The sequence below is a fragment of the Corynebacterium flavescens genome (assembly GCF_008693105.1).
Classification (GTDB): domain Bacteria; phylum Actinomycetota; class Actinomycetes; order Mycobacteriales; family Mycobacteriaceae; genus Corynebacterium; species Corynebacterium flavescens.
In genome coordinates this window covers 89,633-108,581 of record NZ_VXKK01000026.1, presented here as the reverse complement: position 1 = coordinate 108,581, position 18,949 = coordinate 89,633, and the positions used below count along the sequence as shown (strand labels likewise).

General features: G+C 56.5%; 14 protein-coding genes. 8 read left to right on the top strand and 6 right to left on the bottom strand.

The genetic code is table 11. The features are described from left to right. Position 1: 1 nt before the first annotated feature. The 4 genes from F4V60_RS04840 to F4V60_RS04825 are packed head-to-tail and all read left to right on the top strand — an operon-like array spanning position 2 to position 4,961. A complete protein-coding gene (locus tag F4V60_RS04840) occupies positions 2 to 2,005 on the top strand; it encodes a hypothetical protein (RefSeq protein ID WP_141255828.1) in 2,004 nt (667 codons plus the stop codon). Then, entirely contained in the window at positions 1,998 to 2,903 is a 906-nt protein-coding gene (locus F4V60_RS04835) for a hypothetical protein (RefSeq protein WP_075729586.1), read from the top strand. The genes F4V60_RS04840 and F4V60_RS04835 overlap by 8 nt, the downstream gene beginning before the upstream one ends. Then, a complete protein-coding gene (locus F4V60_RS04830) occupies positions 2,900 to 3,685 on the top strand; it encodes a DUF6339 family protein (RefSeq protein ID WP_075729585.1) in 786 nt (261 codons plus the stop codon). The genes F4V60_RS04835 and F4V60_RS04830 overlap by 4 nt, the downstream gene beginning before the upstream one ends. Next, positions 3,678 to 4,961 carry an ATP-binding protein gene (locus F4V60_RS04825; protein WP_075729584.1) on the top strand — a complete coding sequence of 428 codons (1,284 nt, stop codon included), beginning with the start codon at positions 3,678 to 3,680 and terminating at the stop codon, positions 4,959 to 4,961. The genes F4V60_RS04830 and F4V60_RS04825 overlap by 8 nt, the downstream gene beginning before the upstream one ends. Here the strand turns inward: F4V60_RS04825 and dcm are convergent. From dcm to F4V60_RS04810, 3 genes are all read right to left on the bottom strand, one after another. Beyond that, a complete protein-coding gene (gene dcm / locus F4V60_RS04820; protein ID WP_075729583.1) occupies positions 4,958 to 6,922 on the bottom strand; it encodes a DNA cytosine methyltransferase in 1,965 nt (654 codons plus the stop codon). The genes F4V60_RS04825 and dcm overlap by 4 nt on opposite strands. A 286-nt stretch (positions 6,923 to 7,208) precedes the next feature. Further along, positions 7,209 to 7,472 carry a hypothetical protein gene (locus F4V60_RS04815; protein WP_075729582.1) on the bottom strand — a complete coding sequence of 88 codons (264 nt, stop codon included), beginning with the start codon at positions 7,470 to 7,472 and terminating at the stop codon, positions 7,209 to 7,211. Positions 7,473 to 7,516: 44 nt separating this feature from the next. Beyond that, positions 7,517 to 8,806: an MFS transporter gene (locus tag F4V60_RS04810; protein WP_084559141.1), complete on the bottom strand. Its 1,290-nt coding sequence runs from the start codon at positions 8,804 to 8,806 to the stop codon at positions 7,517 to 7,519. Positions 8,807 to 8,914: 108 nt separating this feature from the next. On the opposite strand from F4V60_RS04810, the gene F4V60_RS04805 reads away from it, so the two are divergent. Beyond that, complete coding sequence (locus tag F4V60_RS04805; protein ID WP_232315985.1) at positions 8,915 to 9,451, top strand: hypothetical protein; 537 nt, start codon at positions 8,915 to 8,917, stop codon at positions 9,449 to 9,451. Here the strand turns inward: F4V60_RS04805 and F4V60_RS04800 are convergent, their stop codons facing one another. Both F4V60_RS04800 and F4V60_RS04795 read right to left on the bottom strand, forming a co-directional pair. Beyond that, positions 9,452 to 10,321 (bottom strand): DNA primase, encoded by an 870-nt coding sequence (locus F4V60_RS04800; protein WP_075729580.1) that lies wholly within the window; start codon positions 10,319 to 10,321, stop codon positions 9,452 to 9,454. 74 nt (positions 10,322 to 10,395) lie between these two features. Continuing rightward, positions 10,396 to 12,114: a carboxylesterase/lipase family protein gene (locus F4V60_RS04795; protein ID WP_075729579.1), complete on the bottom strand. Its 1,719-nt coding sequence runs from the start codon at positions 12,112 to 12,114 to the stop codon at positions 10,396 to 10,398. Between the two features lie 143 nt (positions 12,115 to 12,257). On the opposite strand from F4V60_RS04795, the gene F4V60_RS04790 reads away from it, so the two are divergent. Together F4V60_RS04790 and F4V60_RS04785 are read left to right on the top strand one after the other, a co-directional pair. After that, positions 12,258 to 12,971 carry a hypothetical protein gene (locus tag F4V60_RS04790; protein WP_141255831.1) on the top strand — a complete coding sequence of 238 codons (714 nt, stop codon included), beginning with the start codon at positions 12,258 to 12,260 and terminating at the stop codon, positions 12,969 to 12,971. A 161-nt stretch (positions 12,972 to 13,132) separates the two neighbouring features. Then, the gene (locus tag F4V60_RS04785; protein ID WP_414646575.1) at positions 13,133 to 16,870 is read left to right on the top strand and encodes a multifunctional oxoglutarate decarboxylase/oxoglutarate dehydrogenase thiamine pyrophosphate-binding subunit/dihydrolipoyllysine-residue succinyltransferase subunit; all 3,738 of its coding nucleotides are present in this window, start codon (positions 13,133 to 13,135) and stop codon (positions 16,868 to 16,870) included. Between the two features lie 66 nt (positions 16,871 to 16,936). Here F4V60_RS04785 and F4V60_RS04780 read toward each other — a convergent pair whose 3' ends face one another. Continuing rightward, positions 16,937 to 17,707 (bottom strand): hypothetical protein, encoded by a 771-nt coding sequence (locus tag F4V60_RS04780; protein WP_075729576.1) that lies wholly within the window; start codon positions 17,705 to 17,707, stop codon positions 16,937 to 16,939. Positions 17,708 to 17,812: 105 nt separating this feature from the next. Between F4V60_RS04780 and F4V60_RS04775 the strand changes: the two genes are divergently transcribed. Beyond that, a complete protein-coding gene (locus F4V60_RS04775; RefSeq protein WP_075729575.1) occupies positions 17,813 to 18,949 on the top strand; it encodes an Mrp/NBP35 family ATP-binding protein in 1,137 nt (378 codons plus the stop codon).

Sequence of the window (18,949 nt, the reverse complement as noted above, 5' to 3'; positions counted from 1 at the left end):
TATGCCCTACCATCACAAAAAGCCTTTTGATCCCTCAGGTGACGTATACGCCACCTCTGTAACACGTACGATGAAAAGCCAAGCCCTATCAGCTTGGGACATGTTTACCCGTGAAACTCTCCAGAATAGTTGGGATGCTCGAGATAGGGCTTCCACCGACGATGGCGTGACATTTGCGATTGATTTCCGCGAGCTATTCGCGGATCAAGTGTCCACCCTCCGACAAGAAGTCTTTGGAAATGACTTCGTCGGAATCCCAGAGCTCGAGAAAGCTCTCGGACAAAATAGCATCACCGCTTTATGTGTTAGCGATTCCGGAACTCATGGACTACGGGGACCTAGCAAAGCTACCGCTGCTGTCGACGGACCAACAGACTTCAATTCCTTTATACGCAACATTGGGCGCAGCGACTCCAAGGTCTTGGCAGGCGGAACCTACGGCTTCGGAAAAGGAGTCTTCTTCATTGCAAGTGAGGTGAACACCGTCGTGGTCTACACGCGAACTGTCGATGAAAACAACCGACGCGTCCACCGCTTGATAGCTATGTCAAACTCCGAAGACTTCAACGCAGACGGAGTCGCATATACAGGCCGGCATTGGTGGGGTGAGCATGCAATTGAAGAAACGGGAATCGACCGCACAGAATATGCCGAGCCCTTCGAGGGCGAAACCGCCGATCGAATTGCTTCATTATTGGGGCTAGATGCACACTTTACTGAGGAGCGCCCGACCGGTACCTCTATTATGATCCTCAGCCCAGATATGTCAGCGAGTACTGAAACTGAAGAATCAGATATCGTGCCTTTAGAGCAACGCCAGCGCGGTATCCTGCAGGAAATAGCAAACTCACTGACTCGCTGGGCTTGGCCCCACATGATCGATGTTGATACGGGAATGGATCCCATTGAGTTTCTGGTTTCCTTCAAGGGCGAACCGGTAAAGATCATCAATCCGGACGAAGACAAAGCCTTACGGAGATTTATAGATGCCTTTGTCCAAGCTATTGAGCACCAAGATGCACCGATGAACGCTTGGGAACACTTTTTTAATGGCCGGGTGACCAGGCTAGCAAGTATTCGGCCTAAAAAAGTACTGGGAACTTTGTCCCTGATCGATCTCCCTAAGCCAATAAAAATTGTCGATACCATAATTGATAAGGACGTTTCCAGTCACATCGCAACAATTCGCAACCCAAGGATGATTGTCGAGTACTACAAAGCTCCAGAGGCGACCACAGGAAAGCCCTATTGCGGAGTTTTTATCGCAGATGAAGATGCCGACATTGTTTTTGCAAGAAGCGAACCTGCCGGTCATCACCAATGGAACTATGAAACGATTACCCAAGACCACGAGCTCTTGAGAGGCTTCTGGAATAGCACGAATAATCCAGTCAGCATCTTCTTCAGACGCCTCAAAGAAATGGTTAGAAGCACTGGTACTGCAGGAAACTCGCATGCAAAGTCTCAGCACCTTAAAGCTGCAACCGCACTTTCACAATCCCTTGGTTCTCTAATTTCCAATGCCATTGGCGGAACAGGAAACAGCAGCGTCGATACCAAAAAGAAGAAGCCGCGGCCTAACTCATCTGTCTCCAAGCCTCGACCGACCTACGATTCTCGCGTACAGAGCTTAAGAAAGACTGCAGGTGGGACGATCACCACCTTTCAATTGGATGTGGCTATACCTCCGAGCCAACTCCCTGTGGAGCTTTCAGTCACACCAATTGTTGATTCTGACCAGGGCAATATCCTAGAGAACCTTCGCCAAGTTGGAATCGCAGTTCCATCGGTGATGGGAATTCGTGATTCCTCATCCGAAGCTTCGCTCGACACTCTTAGTGGGAGCGTAGAAGAGTCTCTCAAGACAGCGCTATTTGAAGAACACCAAGAGTTGCTCGTGGACGTATTTCAGCCCAAGGACACTGCAGTACGTCTAGAAGTCAACTTCGAACGCAACGTCCAAACGGCAAACTCTCTATACAAGAAAGATAACGCCAATGGCTAACGTAGTGAGTTTTGGTTTTCCAACACCTCCAAAGTCTTGCGTCGTGGTCGAGGAGTTCAAGGTCAAAATTGACGACGACGAGTTTCCCATTAACTCCAGGGAGCTCCCCAACTGGGACTATCAGTCTGCAGTTAAAATCATCGCGATAGTCAACGTAGACCTTGCTGCTTTCACCTTGGGATGCGGGTTTGATCCAGACCAGAATTTAGACAACAAGCCCCACTTCGGAGCACAGATAAGCTGGAGTTCAAACAAAACTAAGCAAAGAGGAGCTAGTGCCCGAAAACTCATTTCTGATGGCATTAACCGTCTTGAGGTTGACCTTGACAGCCTGCTCCTAGGCGGCGATTTGCAGGCACAGATCCGCATAGACTTAGCCCAAGCTGGCACAGCAGTCGACGGTCAGCTTACCGCCGAACGCCTAGGATCCAAGTTGTGGCAGAGCGACGTTCTGCGGATCCGCTTAGAAGGCGCCGCCGCGCAAATGCCTATCACACCGATTGACTTCAAACTAGCTGCATTGCCCCATGATGGTGCAATGTGGAGAGTAGAGGTCAGCACCGAGCTAATGCTCCCCGTACAAGCAGGGTTGCGCATCTTCCTAAACACTCACAACAAAACGTGTCTGCGGATGCTGGAGAACCCAAACCAAAAAGAAAAAGCGGTTTGGGATGCATTTCTCCAAACGGACATAATGGTTCAACTACTACTTAAGTGTGGCGAGCTAGCAGAGCTCAATGACTTCTTCGAGAGCGCACTCTACTCTGGTTCATTGGCGGAAACCATACTTAACCTCGCTTCGTTGCTATTTCCAGATACTCCTCTGGAAGATGTTCCTCGGGACACTCCGTCGCTATTCTCAGCAGCTCAAGCTCTAGCATTCAAGGATGTCAAATGACGATTAGTTACTATCCTAGAATTACAGATGCCTACGCAATGACACTTATCAGTGAGTATTCGCAGTTTGAGGATCCTTCAGCACTCACGCAGAACGCAGCCACCCATAGTCCCATGGAATTCCACGATTCTGTTGCAACGGAAAAGGTGAGCCCCACTAGCCTCAAAAAGCTAAGAGAGGAGATTCTCGCAGCTGCTCAGGAATCAGCTTTCCCTAATCCTCTTGGTCGTCAGAAGGTTCGAGACTTCGACCAAAAGGCAGCAGCAATCCTATACGATCACATGGATCTCATCCCCGCAGAAGCTGCAAATCAAGAGATCTGGAATTTCTTAACCATGATTCTGCTTCCGGATATCGCTGCTTGGAGGTACCCCAATCGGGCCAAAAAGCCTGCTTTTGAGCGCTGGCTAGGTGTCGATAGGAATGTCTTTAGAAAACTCTGGTGGAGAGAAGCTACATTAGGCCGCGCCCTCAATTCGAAACTTGGCGAAGATGAAGCAGTGGGAATCATGGAACGCCCAGGACTATCGGGCAATCCGGCTTTGGCACGGGCCATCGTTAGAGAATTCGATCTTCAATATCGCGAGTACGGCGACTTCTCACGAAGTGACCTTATGCGAGCGGTCATGGTCAACATTAGACGTCACGTTCCACTGCTAGACTTCGAGTTCTATACCGAAACTGAACTAGAAGCGCTGATCACAGAAATCGTTGAGGAAGCCTGCTCCATCTACGCCGCTTCTAAGTCGCAAACTATAAATAGTAATAAGGGTAATGAGTAAACAAATTTCCGTAGCTCCCTCCGCTCGACGACTCACTACATCGCTCCGAGATATAGGCTATAGCTTTGAATCTGCTGTAGCAGATATCGTGGATAACTCCATTGCGGCCGGCGCTGACAAAATCAGAATTAGCATTGATTTTAATGGTCTTGAGTCTTGCGTTGCCATAGTCGACAATGGGCGCGGAATGAGTGCAAAGGCTGTGGACGAGGCCATGCGCTTCGGTAGCCGTCGAACTTACTTGAGCCAAGAATTGGGCCGTTACGGTCTCGGTTTGAAGACTGCGTCGCTCTCGCAGTGCCGCAGAGTCGAAGTCATCTCTCGCACCAACAACCATCCAATCCAAGCACGAGTTCTGGATCTTGACTTTATTCAGTCCGTCGATGACTGGGTGACCCTAGATTACAGTGACGAAGACCAAGTAAAGGCGCAATCAGAGTTGTTAGGTGATTCGCCAGGAACAATTGTGTACTGGCGGAAGCTCGACCGGCTACTACCGGTGAAGTCTCCGGAAGGCGGTTGGGCACGCAGAAGAATCGAGGCTCTCGGCCCAAAGCTTTCGTCTTACCTTTCGATGGTGTTCCACCGATTTCTTTCTGGAGAGTCCCCTACCGCGGTTTCAATAGAAGTTAATGACACGCGTCTCCAACCTTGGGATCCATTTGCACGTGATGAGCCCAAAACCGAATTCATGGGAGTCGATGAGTTCGAGGTAGAGCACGGTGATATTACGGACACGGTAACCATGAAGCGCTACCTTTTGCCTTCTCGAACGAGCTTTTCCTCAAGGGAGTCCTTTGAGGCTGCCTCCGGAATTGACAAGTGGAACAAACAGCAAGGACTGTACATTTATCGAGCCGACAGGTTGGTTCAGTGGGGAGGATGGTCTGGAATTAGGACAATCGACGAGCATACAAAGCTTGGCAGGGCTTCGGTTGACTTTGGAACGTCCCTTGACGACGCATTTAATATCAACGTAGCGAAGATGCGGGTAAACCTCCCTAGTCAGCTTAGAAAGATGCTAACTAGGCCAGTAAACGAGCTATGTATTGCCGCTGATGCGGCATATCGACGAGAAAACGCCAAACGAACACCCCAAGAGAATGACTTCCCAGCCTCGAAGGGGGAATTTGGAGGAGCAGAGTCTGGTGAGACAATTGGCCTTGCTCTTCGTACCGCTGCCGCACGGACAGGGAACTTCGAAGCCCTCAATGCGATATCGAACTTGTTGAAGGCAGAGATGCCAGAGTTGGCCAAGCACCTTGGATTCGATTAAAACAAAACCTGCGATTGATTATCACGACTTGATTCGCTTTGAGCGTATACGCACCATTGCTGGAGTGGGCATACTGAACACCTAGGCATTTCACTTACGCACACAGTACGACCAAGCTCAAACAGTGCAAGATGTGCCGACCGCGAGTTTTCGTTAAGACCGATTAGCCTCGCGATGCTAATTCTGCCATCTGATTGCTTGTTTCGGCTCTCCGTGTCGATGCCTTGGAATCTAGAAGTCACTCGGAGCACACCCTTCGCAACAATCACAGGTTCTTCGCTTCGATCTTCTGCCCGTGTTTGAGGGGAAGCTAGCTCTAGAATCTCCTTAAGTGCCGAATTGAGAGAAGGAAAAACCAACAGATCGATGCTTGGTGCCCAAAATGCTTCGGGGTGTTCGTTGATGGAAGATGCTAAGCTCTCGAACTTCCTCCTCCTCTTCTCAAAACGTTCTCCTTGAAAAACTGCGAGGATAGTTTCCTTAGTAGTTTGAGAAACCCCAACTTCTTCGTTAGCAGCGGGAAGCGACTTTATCAAAGGCCAAAGCAATCTAACCTGCTCCAAAGTGGTGCGTTCCATGAAAATTTCGCACACTAAGATGCGCCATCGATTTCCATCCCGAATCCAAGGGCGTGTCAGATCACGCTCAGGAATGCTGCGATACCAGCTTGCTAGAGCAAGAGCTGTCTGAGCCGACCCGAAGCCCTTCTTTTCCCCCAACGATAGAGCCTCAAGCACGCCTCTACCGATGTTCTCTCCGAGTCTGACGGGAACCGCGTTACCTATCTGTTTGAATGCTGCACTCGGTGGACCACTAAAACGAAAATCATCAGGAAATGTCTGCAGCCTGGCAGCCTCTCGAACTGTCAGGGTACGAGATTGACGCGGATGAATAAACCCATACCCGTCCTTCGATATGTGTGCAGTAATGGTCCTAGATAGATCATTCTCATCTAGCCTTTTGTACTTGTCATTGAAAATGTCCGAACGATACCGCTGAAGGTTAGCGGGCAACTCTGAATATTTTGTCTCCGCAGTCATCATTTCAAAGGCGATGCGGTCATCTTCGCGAACTGGCCTTGTTATGTGATCATAAAGCCGACAGCTTTGCTCTTTCGGCACTCCTCGTCGAATGTACTTCTGAAACTCAGTTTTAGGCCCTTCGTACCGTATCCAACCATCAGCATCCCCCTCGGGCCGCCATCCACCTTCTACCTCGGGCATGTCTCCTATGGCGTTCCATACAGTGACCTTCTTACTAACTTCTTGGGGCCAGCTAAAGGCTATCCCATCTCTAAGTGCTACCAAGATGTAGCGCTGACGAAACTGCGGTACACCGTATCTCCAAGTATCAATTACCTTGCTCTCGACGGTGTAACCAAGCTGCTCCAGTTCTTCGATAATGCTACGCATTATGAACATCTCATCATCGAGCGCCATATCAGGAACGTTTTCCATTATCACTGCACGCGGACGTGCCAGTTGAGCGACCTCCAAATATGCTCTCCAGAGGTTCCTCCGCTGATCTATTGGATCCCTTAATCCTTGCTCCACAAGATGGCGTATCCCGTTTCTACCTGCCTTGGAAAATGGCTGACAAGGCGGACCTCCAGCAAGGACATCAATATCAGCCTCTTTCATCAAAGAAACGATTCGCTCAATGCTCTCTGCAGTTGACATGTCCCAAGGTGCAGAAATCCCCGGGAATCGGGCCGCGTGAGTCTCTACGGCGTATTCGTAATGGTCCACGCCTAAAATCACTTCGATACCGGCGTCAGCAAGGCCTTGGCTCAACCCTCCTGCCCCTGCAAAGAGGTCCACCCCTAGAACGGCACCGCTCTTCTTTCGCTCTTTTGCATACTCGACGAGCTCATCCACAGTCTCACAATGATCAGGGTGCTTTGGCAGCTTTACGTAGGGGCCACGCACCTGCTTGACTGCAAACTCATCATTTGGATTCACAGCGATCTAATCTAGCTGGATAACTGGGCTTTACCGAATCAAATTCCACGCGGCTTGCGGATAGGCTGCTGTACCTGGGCAAACATGCTATCAGCGACGACTATTGCGCTACCCCCACTTCACAATCTGGGAAAACCACGGAAACAGCTCACAGCCTGCACAAGCTTTTTCTGGCCTAGACATGTCGCTTCCGTTACAAATACCTCTCTTCAAGGGAGAAATTAAGAACTTCTTTCTAATACGTCAGGAGGGGATTCAAGAAGAAGCGAAGATTGACTTATCTCGACTAATTTTGGAAATGATCGTACAGCTCCAGACTGATATGAGTCGGTTTTATCCGAGGTGCTACACGAGTTCGGCGTTGCTCTAAAAGACCAAAGGCCTGCCGGTTGGTGTTCCGGCAGGCCTTCTTTTCTGCTTGCTTCTTCTTGTCTGGAATGCGTACTGCACGTTTGCGTAGTTGCAGATGCTGTTCCAGGCGTTCAGGGCTCATGGCCCACATGGTGCGGTCGCGCTTGTGTCTTTGCACTTGTTTGTGTTTGCGTGGCATGCCTAATCCACCTCCTTTGCTGGGGTGGAGTCTAGCCTAGGGCGCTATTCCCTGTCTGCTTTGCTGTCCTCTTTGTCTTTTTCGTGTTCGTCTTTGTATCCGTCTTTGTGTTCGTCCTTGGGAATGCGCCGGATGATTGCGCGGTGGGACTTGAGGGTCTCGCGGGCGAAGGCCCACGCGATGATGCCCATGAGAGCCACGACGCCGCAGATGGCGAAGGCGGCTTTGAATCCGTAGACATCGGCGACGAAACCCACGAGGATGGGGCCGCATATTTGGCCTAGGTCGCCGCCCATTTGGAATGCGGAGAGCACTTGGCCGCCGGAGCGCTTGTTGCCCACGACGTCGGCCACCACGGCCTGCTGGGCAGGGTTGATAAGGCCCGAGGAGGCACCGGCTAACGCTGAGACCAGGATGAGGGACCACACGCTATCGGCAAAGCCCAAGACTCCCATGAACACTGCGGTTCCGGTCAGGCCGATCATCACCAGGGGCCGCCGCCCATAGGTGTCGGCCCAACGACCAGAGAACTGCAAGACGGCGGCGTTGCCGGCTGCGAATACGGCCAAGGCAAAGCCTGCGGCAGCGGCACCGTTGTGGAATACGGAAGCGGCGAAGAGAGGTAATACGGAGACACGCACACCCAGATTGATCCAGCACTGGGCAAAGTTGGAGGTCAAGACCGCGCGGAAGGCGACGTCCTGCCACGCCTCCTTGAGGTGCATATGGGGAAGCTCATGGGCGACTTCCTCCGCGTGATCAACCTTGGGCATGAGCGCCCAGACCACGCAGGCAGCAATCGCCACGGCCACGCCGTAAATAAAGAAAGGCCAGCGGAAGCCCAAGAAAGACAGTGAGGCACCCAGCACAGGGCCGACCACGTTGCCGAGTAGAAATGCTGTTGCGTAGGTTGCCGAGCACTTACCGCGAATGGTGGGTGGCGAGAGCTTTACTATCAGGCCCATCGCGGAGACCGTGAACATTGTCGACCCCAGCCCGGCAAGGCCACGCAGGACGACGACCTGCCAGTACTCCTGGGCCACGGACACCGCACCAGTGGCAGTCGCGACGGTGAGCAGCCCGATGAGATAGATCTTTCGGTTTCCTATACGGTCCACCAGGGCGCCCGCCGAGGGAGCGAAGATGAGGCGGGTGGCAGAGAATACCGAGATCACCATGCCAGCTGCTGCCATGGAGACGTCGAAGCTGACGATGAACTGCGGCAACAAGGGGGCGATGAGCCCGTAGCCCAAGGCGATGATGAACGCGGCGGTGACCATCACCCAGATCTCCCGAGGGATGGTCGGGTTCTGAGGTGAATTTTGAGTTGACATACTCATTTCACTCTAGCTACAAGGTCAAATCCACGCAGGAGAGTTCTGTTCGAATGTGTGTTCTATACTTTTACTTGGTTGTCCGTACCCGGCTTTATGCTCGCGGGCATGAAACAAAAACACTCAGCACGCAAGCCACTTTCCTCCATGACCACCCAAAACACTGTCACAGCAGGGTCGAGCTTTTCCGCAGCCGAGGTTGCCGCACAAGTCCTGTTCGAGGAGAAAGAAACTGTAGAAAAGATCCACGCAATCCTGCACCACCCGCGCTCCTTGGCCCGGCCCACTGCCGCATGGCGGCCACCGGTGCTCAAACTCCCAGGGGTGGCCGGGCAACCACCGCTCATCGCGGCTATGACGCGGCGCCGAGTGGGAGAACGCGTGCGGGCGCGGGTGCGCGGATTCGGAGAAAGGCGCGCACCGGCGTATCTGCTTTCGGTACGCATCACAGACCCGCATGACCGGGAGGTCCCCGCGGCGCTGGCGGAGGGGTGGATTCGCAGCCTTGTCGAGCCCGCACTAGCCGGGGCGGTGCACGAAATCGAGGGAGGAGGCGCCACCACTTATGTGTGGCTGGTTGATAGCGCCTTCAATCCGGTTCACTCCCCCAACTCGTTATTCGAGGGATTCGCCGCGGCAGCCTAGTTACTCGGCTTCTTTCTCGTCTTCGATCTCGTCGCCATCTTCAGTGTCGGCGTCGGTGTCGACGTCGTCGTCTTCTTCAAAGTCGAGGAAATCTTCGCCTTCACCGTCATCCTTGCCAAAGATGTCGTAGACATCCGGCTCGTCGAACTCAGCCGCGTCGAAGTCAACCAGCTGGGACTCCCAGTCCAAGGCTTGCTCGGAGACGAGGCTAAGGACGTCGAAGAGGCGGTCGAAGTCGGTATAGGTGCCAAGCTCGAGGGTCTCAGCGGGAACCTCGATGATCGGGCCCGCGCCGTCGAGGTCGGGGGCTGCGAAGAGTGCCACGCGCTCTTCCTCAGAAAGGTCCTCGATGTCATCGGTGGCCCACATGGCCGTGATGGCATCATCCTCAATCTCATCGAGGTCATCCTCGGAGAAGTCGAAGGCAACGAAACGCACGATCGCAGAGGGCACGCCGTCGATGGACTCGACGAGCACGCGCAGCTCTGAATCATCAGCAACCTCGGCCACAACCAGGTTCGGGTTGAAGTCATCTTGGTTGAACTCGAGCTCCGCAATACGCTCATCGGTACCTTCCAGAAGGTCCCGCAGCACGGTGACCACCTGGTCGGTGGCAATATGCTTGGCCACTGCCTCCACTGCATCGCTAACAGAGAAAGCCACTGAGACGAGTACCGCCTCAAAGTCCTCATCGTCTTCATCCACGTCGGCGGCGGCGATATACACGTTAGCAGCGGGGAGAAGAGGATCGATTTCCACAAACTGAATCTCAAGATCAGACGTGATAGGAACAAACATCACGTTGTCATTAACGCGGGATTCGATGCCCTCGGCGTCCAAGGCCGAAGCAATATCTTCGAAAAAGCTCATCGTTGGAAGTCCGTCCTCGTGAGGGTTGAAAAATGTCACCGCGGCAAAAGCGCACGGCCTTGCCGATCCTACATCTATTCTTCTGGTGCCGTCTTGCCTTCCACCAGCAGGCCAAATGTTGCCAATAAATCGCGGCGCCCACTACCCCATTCGAGCATGTCGTACTCTTCCCAGGCCTGGCGGCGGCGCTCCTGGGGCGCTGCCTCAAGATAAGGCTCCGCATCAAAAATCATGGTCTCGCGGCCACCTGCGGCTTGGTAGCTTGGCCAGTCTTGTCCTGGGGCACCCTCATGGATGAACTTCGCCCACAGCCGCTGCATTGCCCCGGTCAGGTGGTCCATTTCCTGGGCACTGCCCACGCGGGTGAGGAAAGATGCGCGCGAGGCCTGCGGATCGCCAAAAACGTTGGATAATTCCATGGAATGCATGGCACCCAGACCCAAAAACTTCATTGCCGGTGGCGCAAAGTCGAAGCGGTACATCCACGTCGGCGCGTTGCGCGAATGTGCGCCTGCGACGCGGACTGCGGGGGCCCAAAAGAGGGCGTCGGCAAGCAGGGCGGCGAAATCCGCCCGCGCCACCGCACCCCCATAAGCCTCCACTACCTGGGGGGCATGCTCCTCGTCGAAGGAAGCCAAAAGCCGCAGACCTGCACGGTTACGCGCACTCTGGCGCTGGAAAAGGAACTTGCCAAAACTGGCCTCGTCCGAATTGGTGCCGATAATAAGCGGAACCTTGTGCTCGCCGCCGCGCGCGAAGACCGCCAAGGGATGCTCCGGGATGAGCTTGCCATCAACTGTGGGTGAATAGCACGAATTAAGGTGCAACAGCTCCCCGGCGCGCCACATCATGGACTGCCCGGCGCGGATGAGATCGTCGCAGTCCTCACGACGCAGATCCTCCACCGAGGTAGCCCGCGGCAACGCCATGTGCTTGACCAGCTCGCGGGCCCAGAAACGCGACTGCGTGCGCGAGTGAATCATCGCTATAGGCGGAGATTGCGCAATGGCACGGTGGAATAGGCCCTCTGCCTGCGGCACGGTCATAAGGGTGAGGACTGCCGCACCGCCTGCGGACTCCCCCATCAAAGTGACGTTGTCAGCATCGCCCCCAAAGGCGGCGATGTTGCGCTGCACCCAATGCAGAGCCAGGAGCTGATCGGCTACCGCCGGGTTGGCATCGCAATCCCCGCCCAGGCTGCGCAGATCAAGATAGCCCAAGGCACCCAAGCGGAAGTTCACGGACACGTAGACCACGTTCATGCCCGCGGCCAGCTGATAGCCACGCAGCATGAGCATGTGCGAGGAGCCTACGATAAAGCTTCCCCCGTGGAGATAGACCACCACGGGGAGCTTCTCCTCACTATCGGGGCGGACGATGTCGAGGTAGAGGCAGTCCTCGGAGCCGATAACGCGGTCGGTCCAGGAATAGGTGGGCTGCGGTGCGACCTGTCCAAACTCGCGGCAATCGCGGATACCTTGCCAGCTTTGGGCGGGGCGCGGATTGCGGAAGCGGTTGTCCCCGCTTGTATCAGCCCCGAAAGGAATGCCCCGCCATGAGCGGACGCGGCCGGGTTCCTCGCCGTTCATGATAGGGCGGTCCGGGCTAAGGTCCTCGAGGATCTCGCCGCGCACCCAGCCTGAGCTGGTGCGGATTGTGAGATCATCACTCAGGGCGTCGAAAGCCGCGGCTTGGGCTTCGCGCGCACGTAGATGTGCCTGATAGGCAAATTCCCTTGCCGCGGAGGCGCTGAGCTCCCGAGTATGATGCGGGGGAACGCCTGCAGTGTTCATAGTCGCAATCTTAGTCCTGCGCGCCGTGCTGATGCGATGTTAAGAGGCCGTGAGCGCTGTTATGTTGTACCAACTATGTTGTACCAACGTGGCTTTATTCTTCTTTCCCCTTATCCCTAACAGATTTCGGAGCGACCCTAATAGTGAGACTTCCTTCCAAAAAGAACAGTCCTACCCCCTCAGAAGAGGAACTAGATCGCAATGCCAATATCTTTGCCAAGGCTCTAGTGGGTGGCCTAGACCGCGCTGCGGCGGTGCAGTCCTCCGTCATCATCAAGTACGTCGAGGGACTGCGCAAACGCCACAGCCTTGAGTCCCCTGCCCAGTTGCAGACCTACATAGACAGGCACTTCCTCAACATTGTCTCCTCCACTGGTGCCGCGGCGGGGGCTTCCGCCGCTATCCCTGGGGTGGGCTTTGTTACGGGTACGGCAGCGATAGGCGCGGAATCCCTGATTTTTCTCGACGCCGCCGCATGGTACATCCTGGCCTCGGCGTATCTGCGCGGGGACGACATCACCGACGAGCCGCGCCGCCGCGCGCTTATCCTTTTGGTTCTTACCGGTTCAAAAGGCTCCGCCATCGTGGATACTTTCTTGGGGGATGTGGACTCCATGGCTTCGGTATCTGCCGTTACGGCGCTTTCGCGCTTTTCTGGCCCCACGCTAAGTGGCATCAACGGTCGCTTGACCAAGGCCTTCACCAAACAGATAGTCAAGAAGGTGAAGTGGGCGTGGGTATCCAAGCTCATGCCCTTGGGCATCGGGGCAGTACTGGGAACCACCGCCAACCGCAAACTGGCCCGGCGGGTTATCAATTATGCAGGTCAGCAGCTTTCCGCCCTGCCTAGAAACTAACTGGGTGAGCACGTACTACCCCTAAGATAGTGTTCAAAGACACAATGGCCGTATCATGTAAGGCAACACTTTTCGGGGTGGCGCATGCCCCCTCGCAAAGGCACTACTAGAGTCGATGAGACGACCCCAATTAAAGCAAGGAAATGAGGCGAATACCTGCCGTGAGCAACTCGAGCATCTTCGGCCCTAATGCGTGGCTGATTGACGAACAGTTCCAGCAGTACTCCAAGGACCCCAACTCCGTCGATCCGGAGTGGCGCAACTACTTTGAGTCTAACGGAGCTCCGGAAAAAGCTCAGGCGGCGCCTGCCTCCGCGGCAAAGGCACCAGCTGCCAAGGCCCCGCAGAAGGCAAAGCAGACTGAGAGCGCAACAACCAAGGTAAAGCAGTCCCACCGCGAGACCGAGGTCAGCCGCAAGTCCCCGGTATTAAAAAAGCACGTGACTAGGCCGCAGACCGGCGCCAAGAAGGGTCAAGCTTCCCCTCTCGACCGCATCGGCACTTACCCGGAGCCAGGCGCTAAGCCCATCAAGGGAATGTTCAAGGCTATTGCCAAGAACATGGAAGAGTCTCTCGAAATCCCCACCGCTACGACCGTGCGCGATATGCCGGTCAAGCTCATGTGGGAAAACCGCGCGATGATCAATGACCACTTGAAGCGCACCCGCGGTGGCAAGATTTCCTTCACCCACATCATCGGCTACGCATTGGTCAAGGCCACGCAGATCCACCCGGCGATGAACGTGCGCTATGAGGTTCAAGACGGCAAGCCCACCGTGGTTCAGCCCGAGCACATTAACCTGGGCCTGGCCATCGACCTTCCGCAGAAGGACGGCAACCGCGCCCTCGTGGTCGCCGCCATCAAGGAGGCGGAAACCAAGTCTTTTGCTGAGTTCATCGCGGCCTACGAAGATATCGTCGCTCGCGCACGCAAGAACAAGCTGACCATGAATGACTTCAGCGGCGTGACTATCAACCTGACCAACCCAGGTGGTATTGGCACCCGTCACTCCATCGCGCGTCTGACCAAGGGCGCCGGCTCGATCATCGGCGTTGGTTCCATGGACTACCCCGCCGAGTTCGCCGGAGCTTCCGCGGACCGCCTCGCTGATCTCGGCGTCGGCCGCCTTGTCACCATGACCTCAACCTATGACCACCGTGTCATTCAGGGCGCAGAGTCCGGTGACTTCCTGCGCACCGTCTCCCAGCTTTTGGTTGACGGCGCTTTCTGGGATGAACTCTTCGACTCCATGGGAGTGCCCTACCAGCCTTTCCGTTGGGCGCAGGACGTGCCCAATACCGGCGTCGATAAGAACACGCGCGTCCAGCAATTCATCGAGTCCTACCGCTCCCGCGGCCACCTGCTGGCGAACGTCAACCCCCTGGGCTGGCACCAGCCTGGTCTGCCTTGGCCGGATCACCGCGACTTGGACATGACCACGCACGGTCTGACCATCTGGGACCTCGACCGCACCTTCAACGTCGGCGGATTCGGCGGCCAGGAAACCATGACCTTCCGCGAGGTGTTGGGCCGCCTGCGCGCTGCCTACACCCTCAAGGTCGGCTCCGAGTACACCCACATCATGGACCGTGATGAGCGCGCCTGGCTCGAGGATCGCCTCGAAGCCGGCATGCCTAAGCCCACCAATGCGGAGCAAAAGTACATCCTGCAGAAGGTCAATGCTGCAGAGGCTTTCGAAAACTTCCTCCATACCAAGTTCGTCGGCCAGAAGCGCTTCTCCCTCGAAGGTGCAGAGACGCTTATCCCGCTTATGGATTCCATCATCGATACGGCAGCCGGTCAGGGCCTCGACGAGGTTGTCATCGGCATGCCGCACCGCGGCCGCCTCAACGTCTTGTTCAACATCGTGGGCAAGCCGCTGGCAGATCTCTTCGGTGAGTTCTCGGGCAACTACAAGGGCGGCCAGCTCGGCGGCTCCGGTGACGTTAAGTACCACCTTGGCGCCGAGGGCCACCACCTACAGATGTTCGGTGACGGCGAAATCGACATCACCCTGGCGGCCAACCCCTCGCATCTCGAGGCAGTGGACCCGGTCATGGAGGGCATCGCCCGCGCCAAGCAGGATCTGCTGGACAAGGGCGCAGATGGCTACTCCGTTGTCCCCGTCATGCTGCACGGCGATTCCTCTTTCACCGGCCTGGGCATCGTACAGGAGACCATCAACCTCTCCCAGCTGCGCGGTTATACCACCGGCGGCACGGTGCACATCATTGTCAACAACCAGGTGGGCTTCACCACTACTCCGGACTCGGCGCGTTCCACGCACTACGCCACCGACCTGGCCAAGGGCTTCGACTGCCCTGTCTTCCACGTCAACGGCGATGACCCCGAGGCAGTTGTCTGGGTGGGTCAGCTAGCCACCGAGTACCGCCGCAAGTTCGGCAAGGACGTATTCATTGACTTGGTCTGCTACCGCCTGCGCGGTCACAACGAGGCCGATGATCCTTCGATGACGCAGCCGCAGTTGTACTCCATCATCGACAAGCACCGCAGCGTGCGCGAGCTCTTCACCGAGGAGCTCATAGGCCGTGGTGATCTCTCTGAAGAAGACGCACAGGCAGCAGCACGAGACTTCCACGACCAGATGGAGTCCGTCTTCACCGAGGTCAAGCGCGCAGAGTCTGCTGGACCGAGCGAGCAGGTCGGCATCACCTCTGCCCAGGAGCTCACCCGTGACCTCGACACCAATATCACCGCAGAGGACATTCTCGAGCTCGGGGAAGCCTATGCGCACGGCCCTGAGGGCTTTGAGTTCCACAAGCGCGTGGCCAAGGTGGCCAAGGAGCGTCTCAAGAGCTCCCGCGAGGGTGGAATTGACTGGGGCTGGGGCGAGCTTCTCGCCTTGGGCTCCCTGGCCAACGAGGGCAAGGTTGTCCGTCTAGCCGGTGAGGATTCCCGCCGCGGTACCTTCACTCAGCGCCACGCCATCCCGATCGATCCGGCTGATGGCTCCGAGTACAACCCGCTCAACGAGCTCGCGGCTGCCAAGGGCAACGGCGGCAAGTTCCTGCCCTATAACTCCGCTTTGACTGAGTACGCCGGCATGGGCTTCGAGTACGGCTACTCCGTGGGCAACCAGGACGCTCTTGTCTTGTGGGAGGCACAGTTCGGCGACTTCGCTAACGGTGCGCAGACCATCATCGACGAGTATGTTGCCTCCGGCGAGGCCAAGTGGGGCCAGCTCTCCAGCCTGGTTCTCCTCCTTCCGCATGGCTACGAGGGCCAGGGCCCCGATCACTCTTCGGCGCGCATCGAGCGCTACCTGCAGCTATGCGCCGAGGGCTCCATGACCGTGGCTCAGCCTTCGACTCCGGCCAATCACTTCCACTTGCTGCGCCGCCAGGCTCTCGGCGAGATGAAGCGCCCGCTCGTTGTCTTGACGCCGAAGTCGATGTTGCGCAACAAGGCCGCTGCCTCCTCCATCGCGGAGTTCACCGAGATCAAGCGTTTCCGCTCCGTCATCAACGATCCTCACAAGATCGACGCCGATGGCAAGGTCGTGGGCAACACCGACGCGGTCAAGACCATCATGTTGGTCTCCGGCAAGCTCTACTGGGAGCTGGAGAAGAAGCGTGAGGCTGATGGCCGCGATGACGTCGCCATCATCCGCCTCGAGATGCTGCACCCCATCCCCTTCAACCGCTTGAGCGAGGCCTTTGCCGCCTACCCGAATGCCACCCAGGTGCGCTTCGTGCAGGATGAGCCCGCCAACCAGGGACCATGGCCCTTCTACCAGGAGCACCTGCGCCGGTTGATCCCGGATATGCCGGAGATGGTGCGGGTATCTCGCCGCGCACAGTCTTCAACGGCCACTGGTAACGCCAAGGTGCACCAGATTGAGCAGAAGAAGCTGCTTTCCGACGCCTTCTCGGACTAGATAAAACACCTCCAGCCCCGTTCCTTCCACTTCAGGAAAGAACGGGGCTGGAGTTTTTATTGCCTACTATCCGGCGCTGGAGGCATCGGCTTTATTAGAAGAGTCTTTATCGCCGCCCGTATCTAGGCTGCCCGCGCCCGAGGACTGCGAGACCCAAGAGCGGGTGGCTTCCTCGACCGAGGTAGCACGCGCTTGGGCGATAATCTTGTCAATCTCTTCCTTGGTCAGGAACTTGGTCAGCGAGGACACCGCCAAGAGCTGCTCGCGGTCGAAGATGCCCTTTTCATAGATAGCAACGTAGTTTTCCGGAAGTTGCGGGCGGGCGCTTGCGCAGCCCTCTGCGCTCGAGGGCTCCACCACCGCAAGGTCGGCGGGCAGCGAACCCATCAGTGCGATATGCGTGCGCGCGAGGTAGTCCTCCCCCGAGGCATCGTGCTTATCTTGGACAAAGTCCTGCGAAATCTCCTGCGCCTGCGGGGCATCGAAGTAATCCAGGAGCACTCCCGTACAGCCCACAAAGAGGTTGCCTCCCAAGGGGTCCGCGTTCGGCGTTGCGGTCGCTGTGGCACTGTCCTGCCCGCGCACGACTACGGCGGCGCGCCCCTCTTCGAGCAGCGTGTATTTATAGAGATCTGCGATGACCTCTTGCTCAATGCCCCCGGTCATCTCCTCGGTGCTCGTACCGGCGGTATTGACCACGATCTGCACCGGCTGAATGGCCGCGGGTTCCGCAGGCGGGGTGGGATCGAAGCGGGAACAGGAAGCCAGCACCAGCCCGCAAGCCACGAGGGCTAACGAGGCGGCCCGCCTGCGGGGCGAGTCGAAAAGGTGGCGCATGTGATTCTTCCTCATCTATGTAGAAGGGCTCAAAGTGGGCGCATGTGATTCTACACTGGCCAGCGTTTAACTTATGGTCCACCATGACTAAGATGGTGAGGTGTTATGACTAGTACTATTACTGAATCCGCCGTACAGGCTGCGCTGGCCCGCGTGGAGGACCCGGAGATCGGCCGGCCCATCACCGAGCTCGACATGATCAAGTCCATCGCCATCGATGGCAATGATGTCGCCGTTGAGGTCTATCTCACCATCGCCGGATGCCCCATGAAATCCACGATCGAGAAGAACACTCGCGCCGCCCTCGAGGACATCGACGGCATAGGCTCGGTTTCCGTCTCTCTCGATGCCATGAGTGACGAGCAGCGCCGCGCTCTCAAGCAGAAGCTGCGCGGCGGCCAGGCAGAGCCCGAGATTCCCTTCGCCAAGCCGGACTCAACCACCCGCGTCTTTGCTGTGGCCTCGGGTAAAGGCGGCGTCGGCAAGTCCACCGTGACCGTGAACCTCGCCGCAGCGCTCGCGCACAAGGGCTTGAAGGTGGGCATCGTTGACGCCGATATTTATGGCCACTCCGTGCCTGGCCTGCTCGGTTCCACCGCCGGCCCCACCGTTTTGGATGATGAGATGCTCCTACCTCCCATCTCGCACGGTATCAAGCACATCTCCATCGGCCAGTTTGTGCAGGGCAATGCCCCCGTGGTCTGGCGCGGTCCGATGTTGCACCGCGCCCTCCAGCAGTTCTTGGGAGATGTTTTCTGGGGCGATCTCGATGTGCTCCTGCTCGATCTTCCTCCCGGCACCGGTGACATTGCGCTATCGGTGGCGCAGCTGATCCCTAACGCCGAGCTTCTCATCGTCACCACCCCGCAGGCGGCAGCGGCCGAGGTGGCCGAGCGCGCCGGTTCGGTGGCGCAACAGACCCGCCAGCGCGTTGCCGGCGTTGTTGAGAACATGGGCGCCATGGCTCTGCCCGATGGCAGCACCCTTGACGTCTTCGGCACCGGTGGCGGCAAGGTAGTCGCTGATCGCCTGAGCACCATCCTTGGCCATGAGGTTCCAGTGCTGGCGGAGGTTCCCCTCGATCCCGCGCTGCGCACCGGCGGGGATGCCGGCGTCCCCATCGTCCTCAACTCTCCCGAGACTCCCGCCGCCAAGGCCTTCCTGGCCCTCGCGGACAAGCTCGCTATTCGTTCCGAGTCCCTCGTCGGCAAGACGCTCGGGCTCGGGGTGACGAGGCACTAG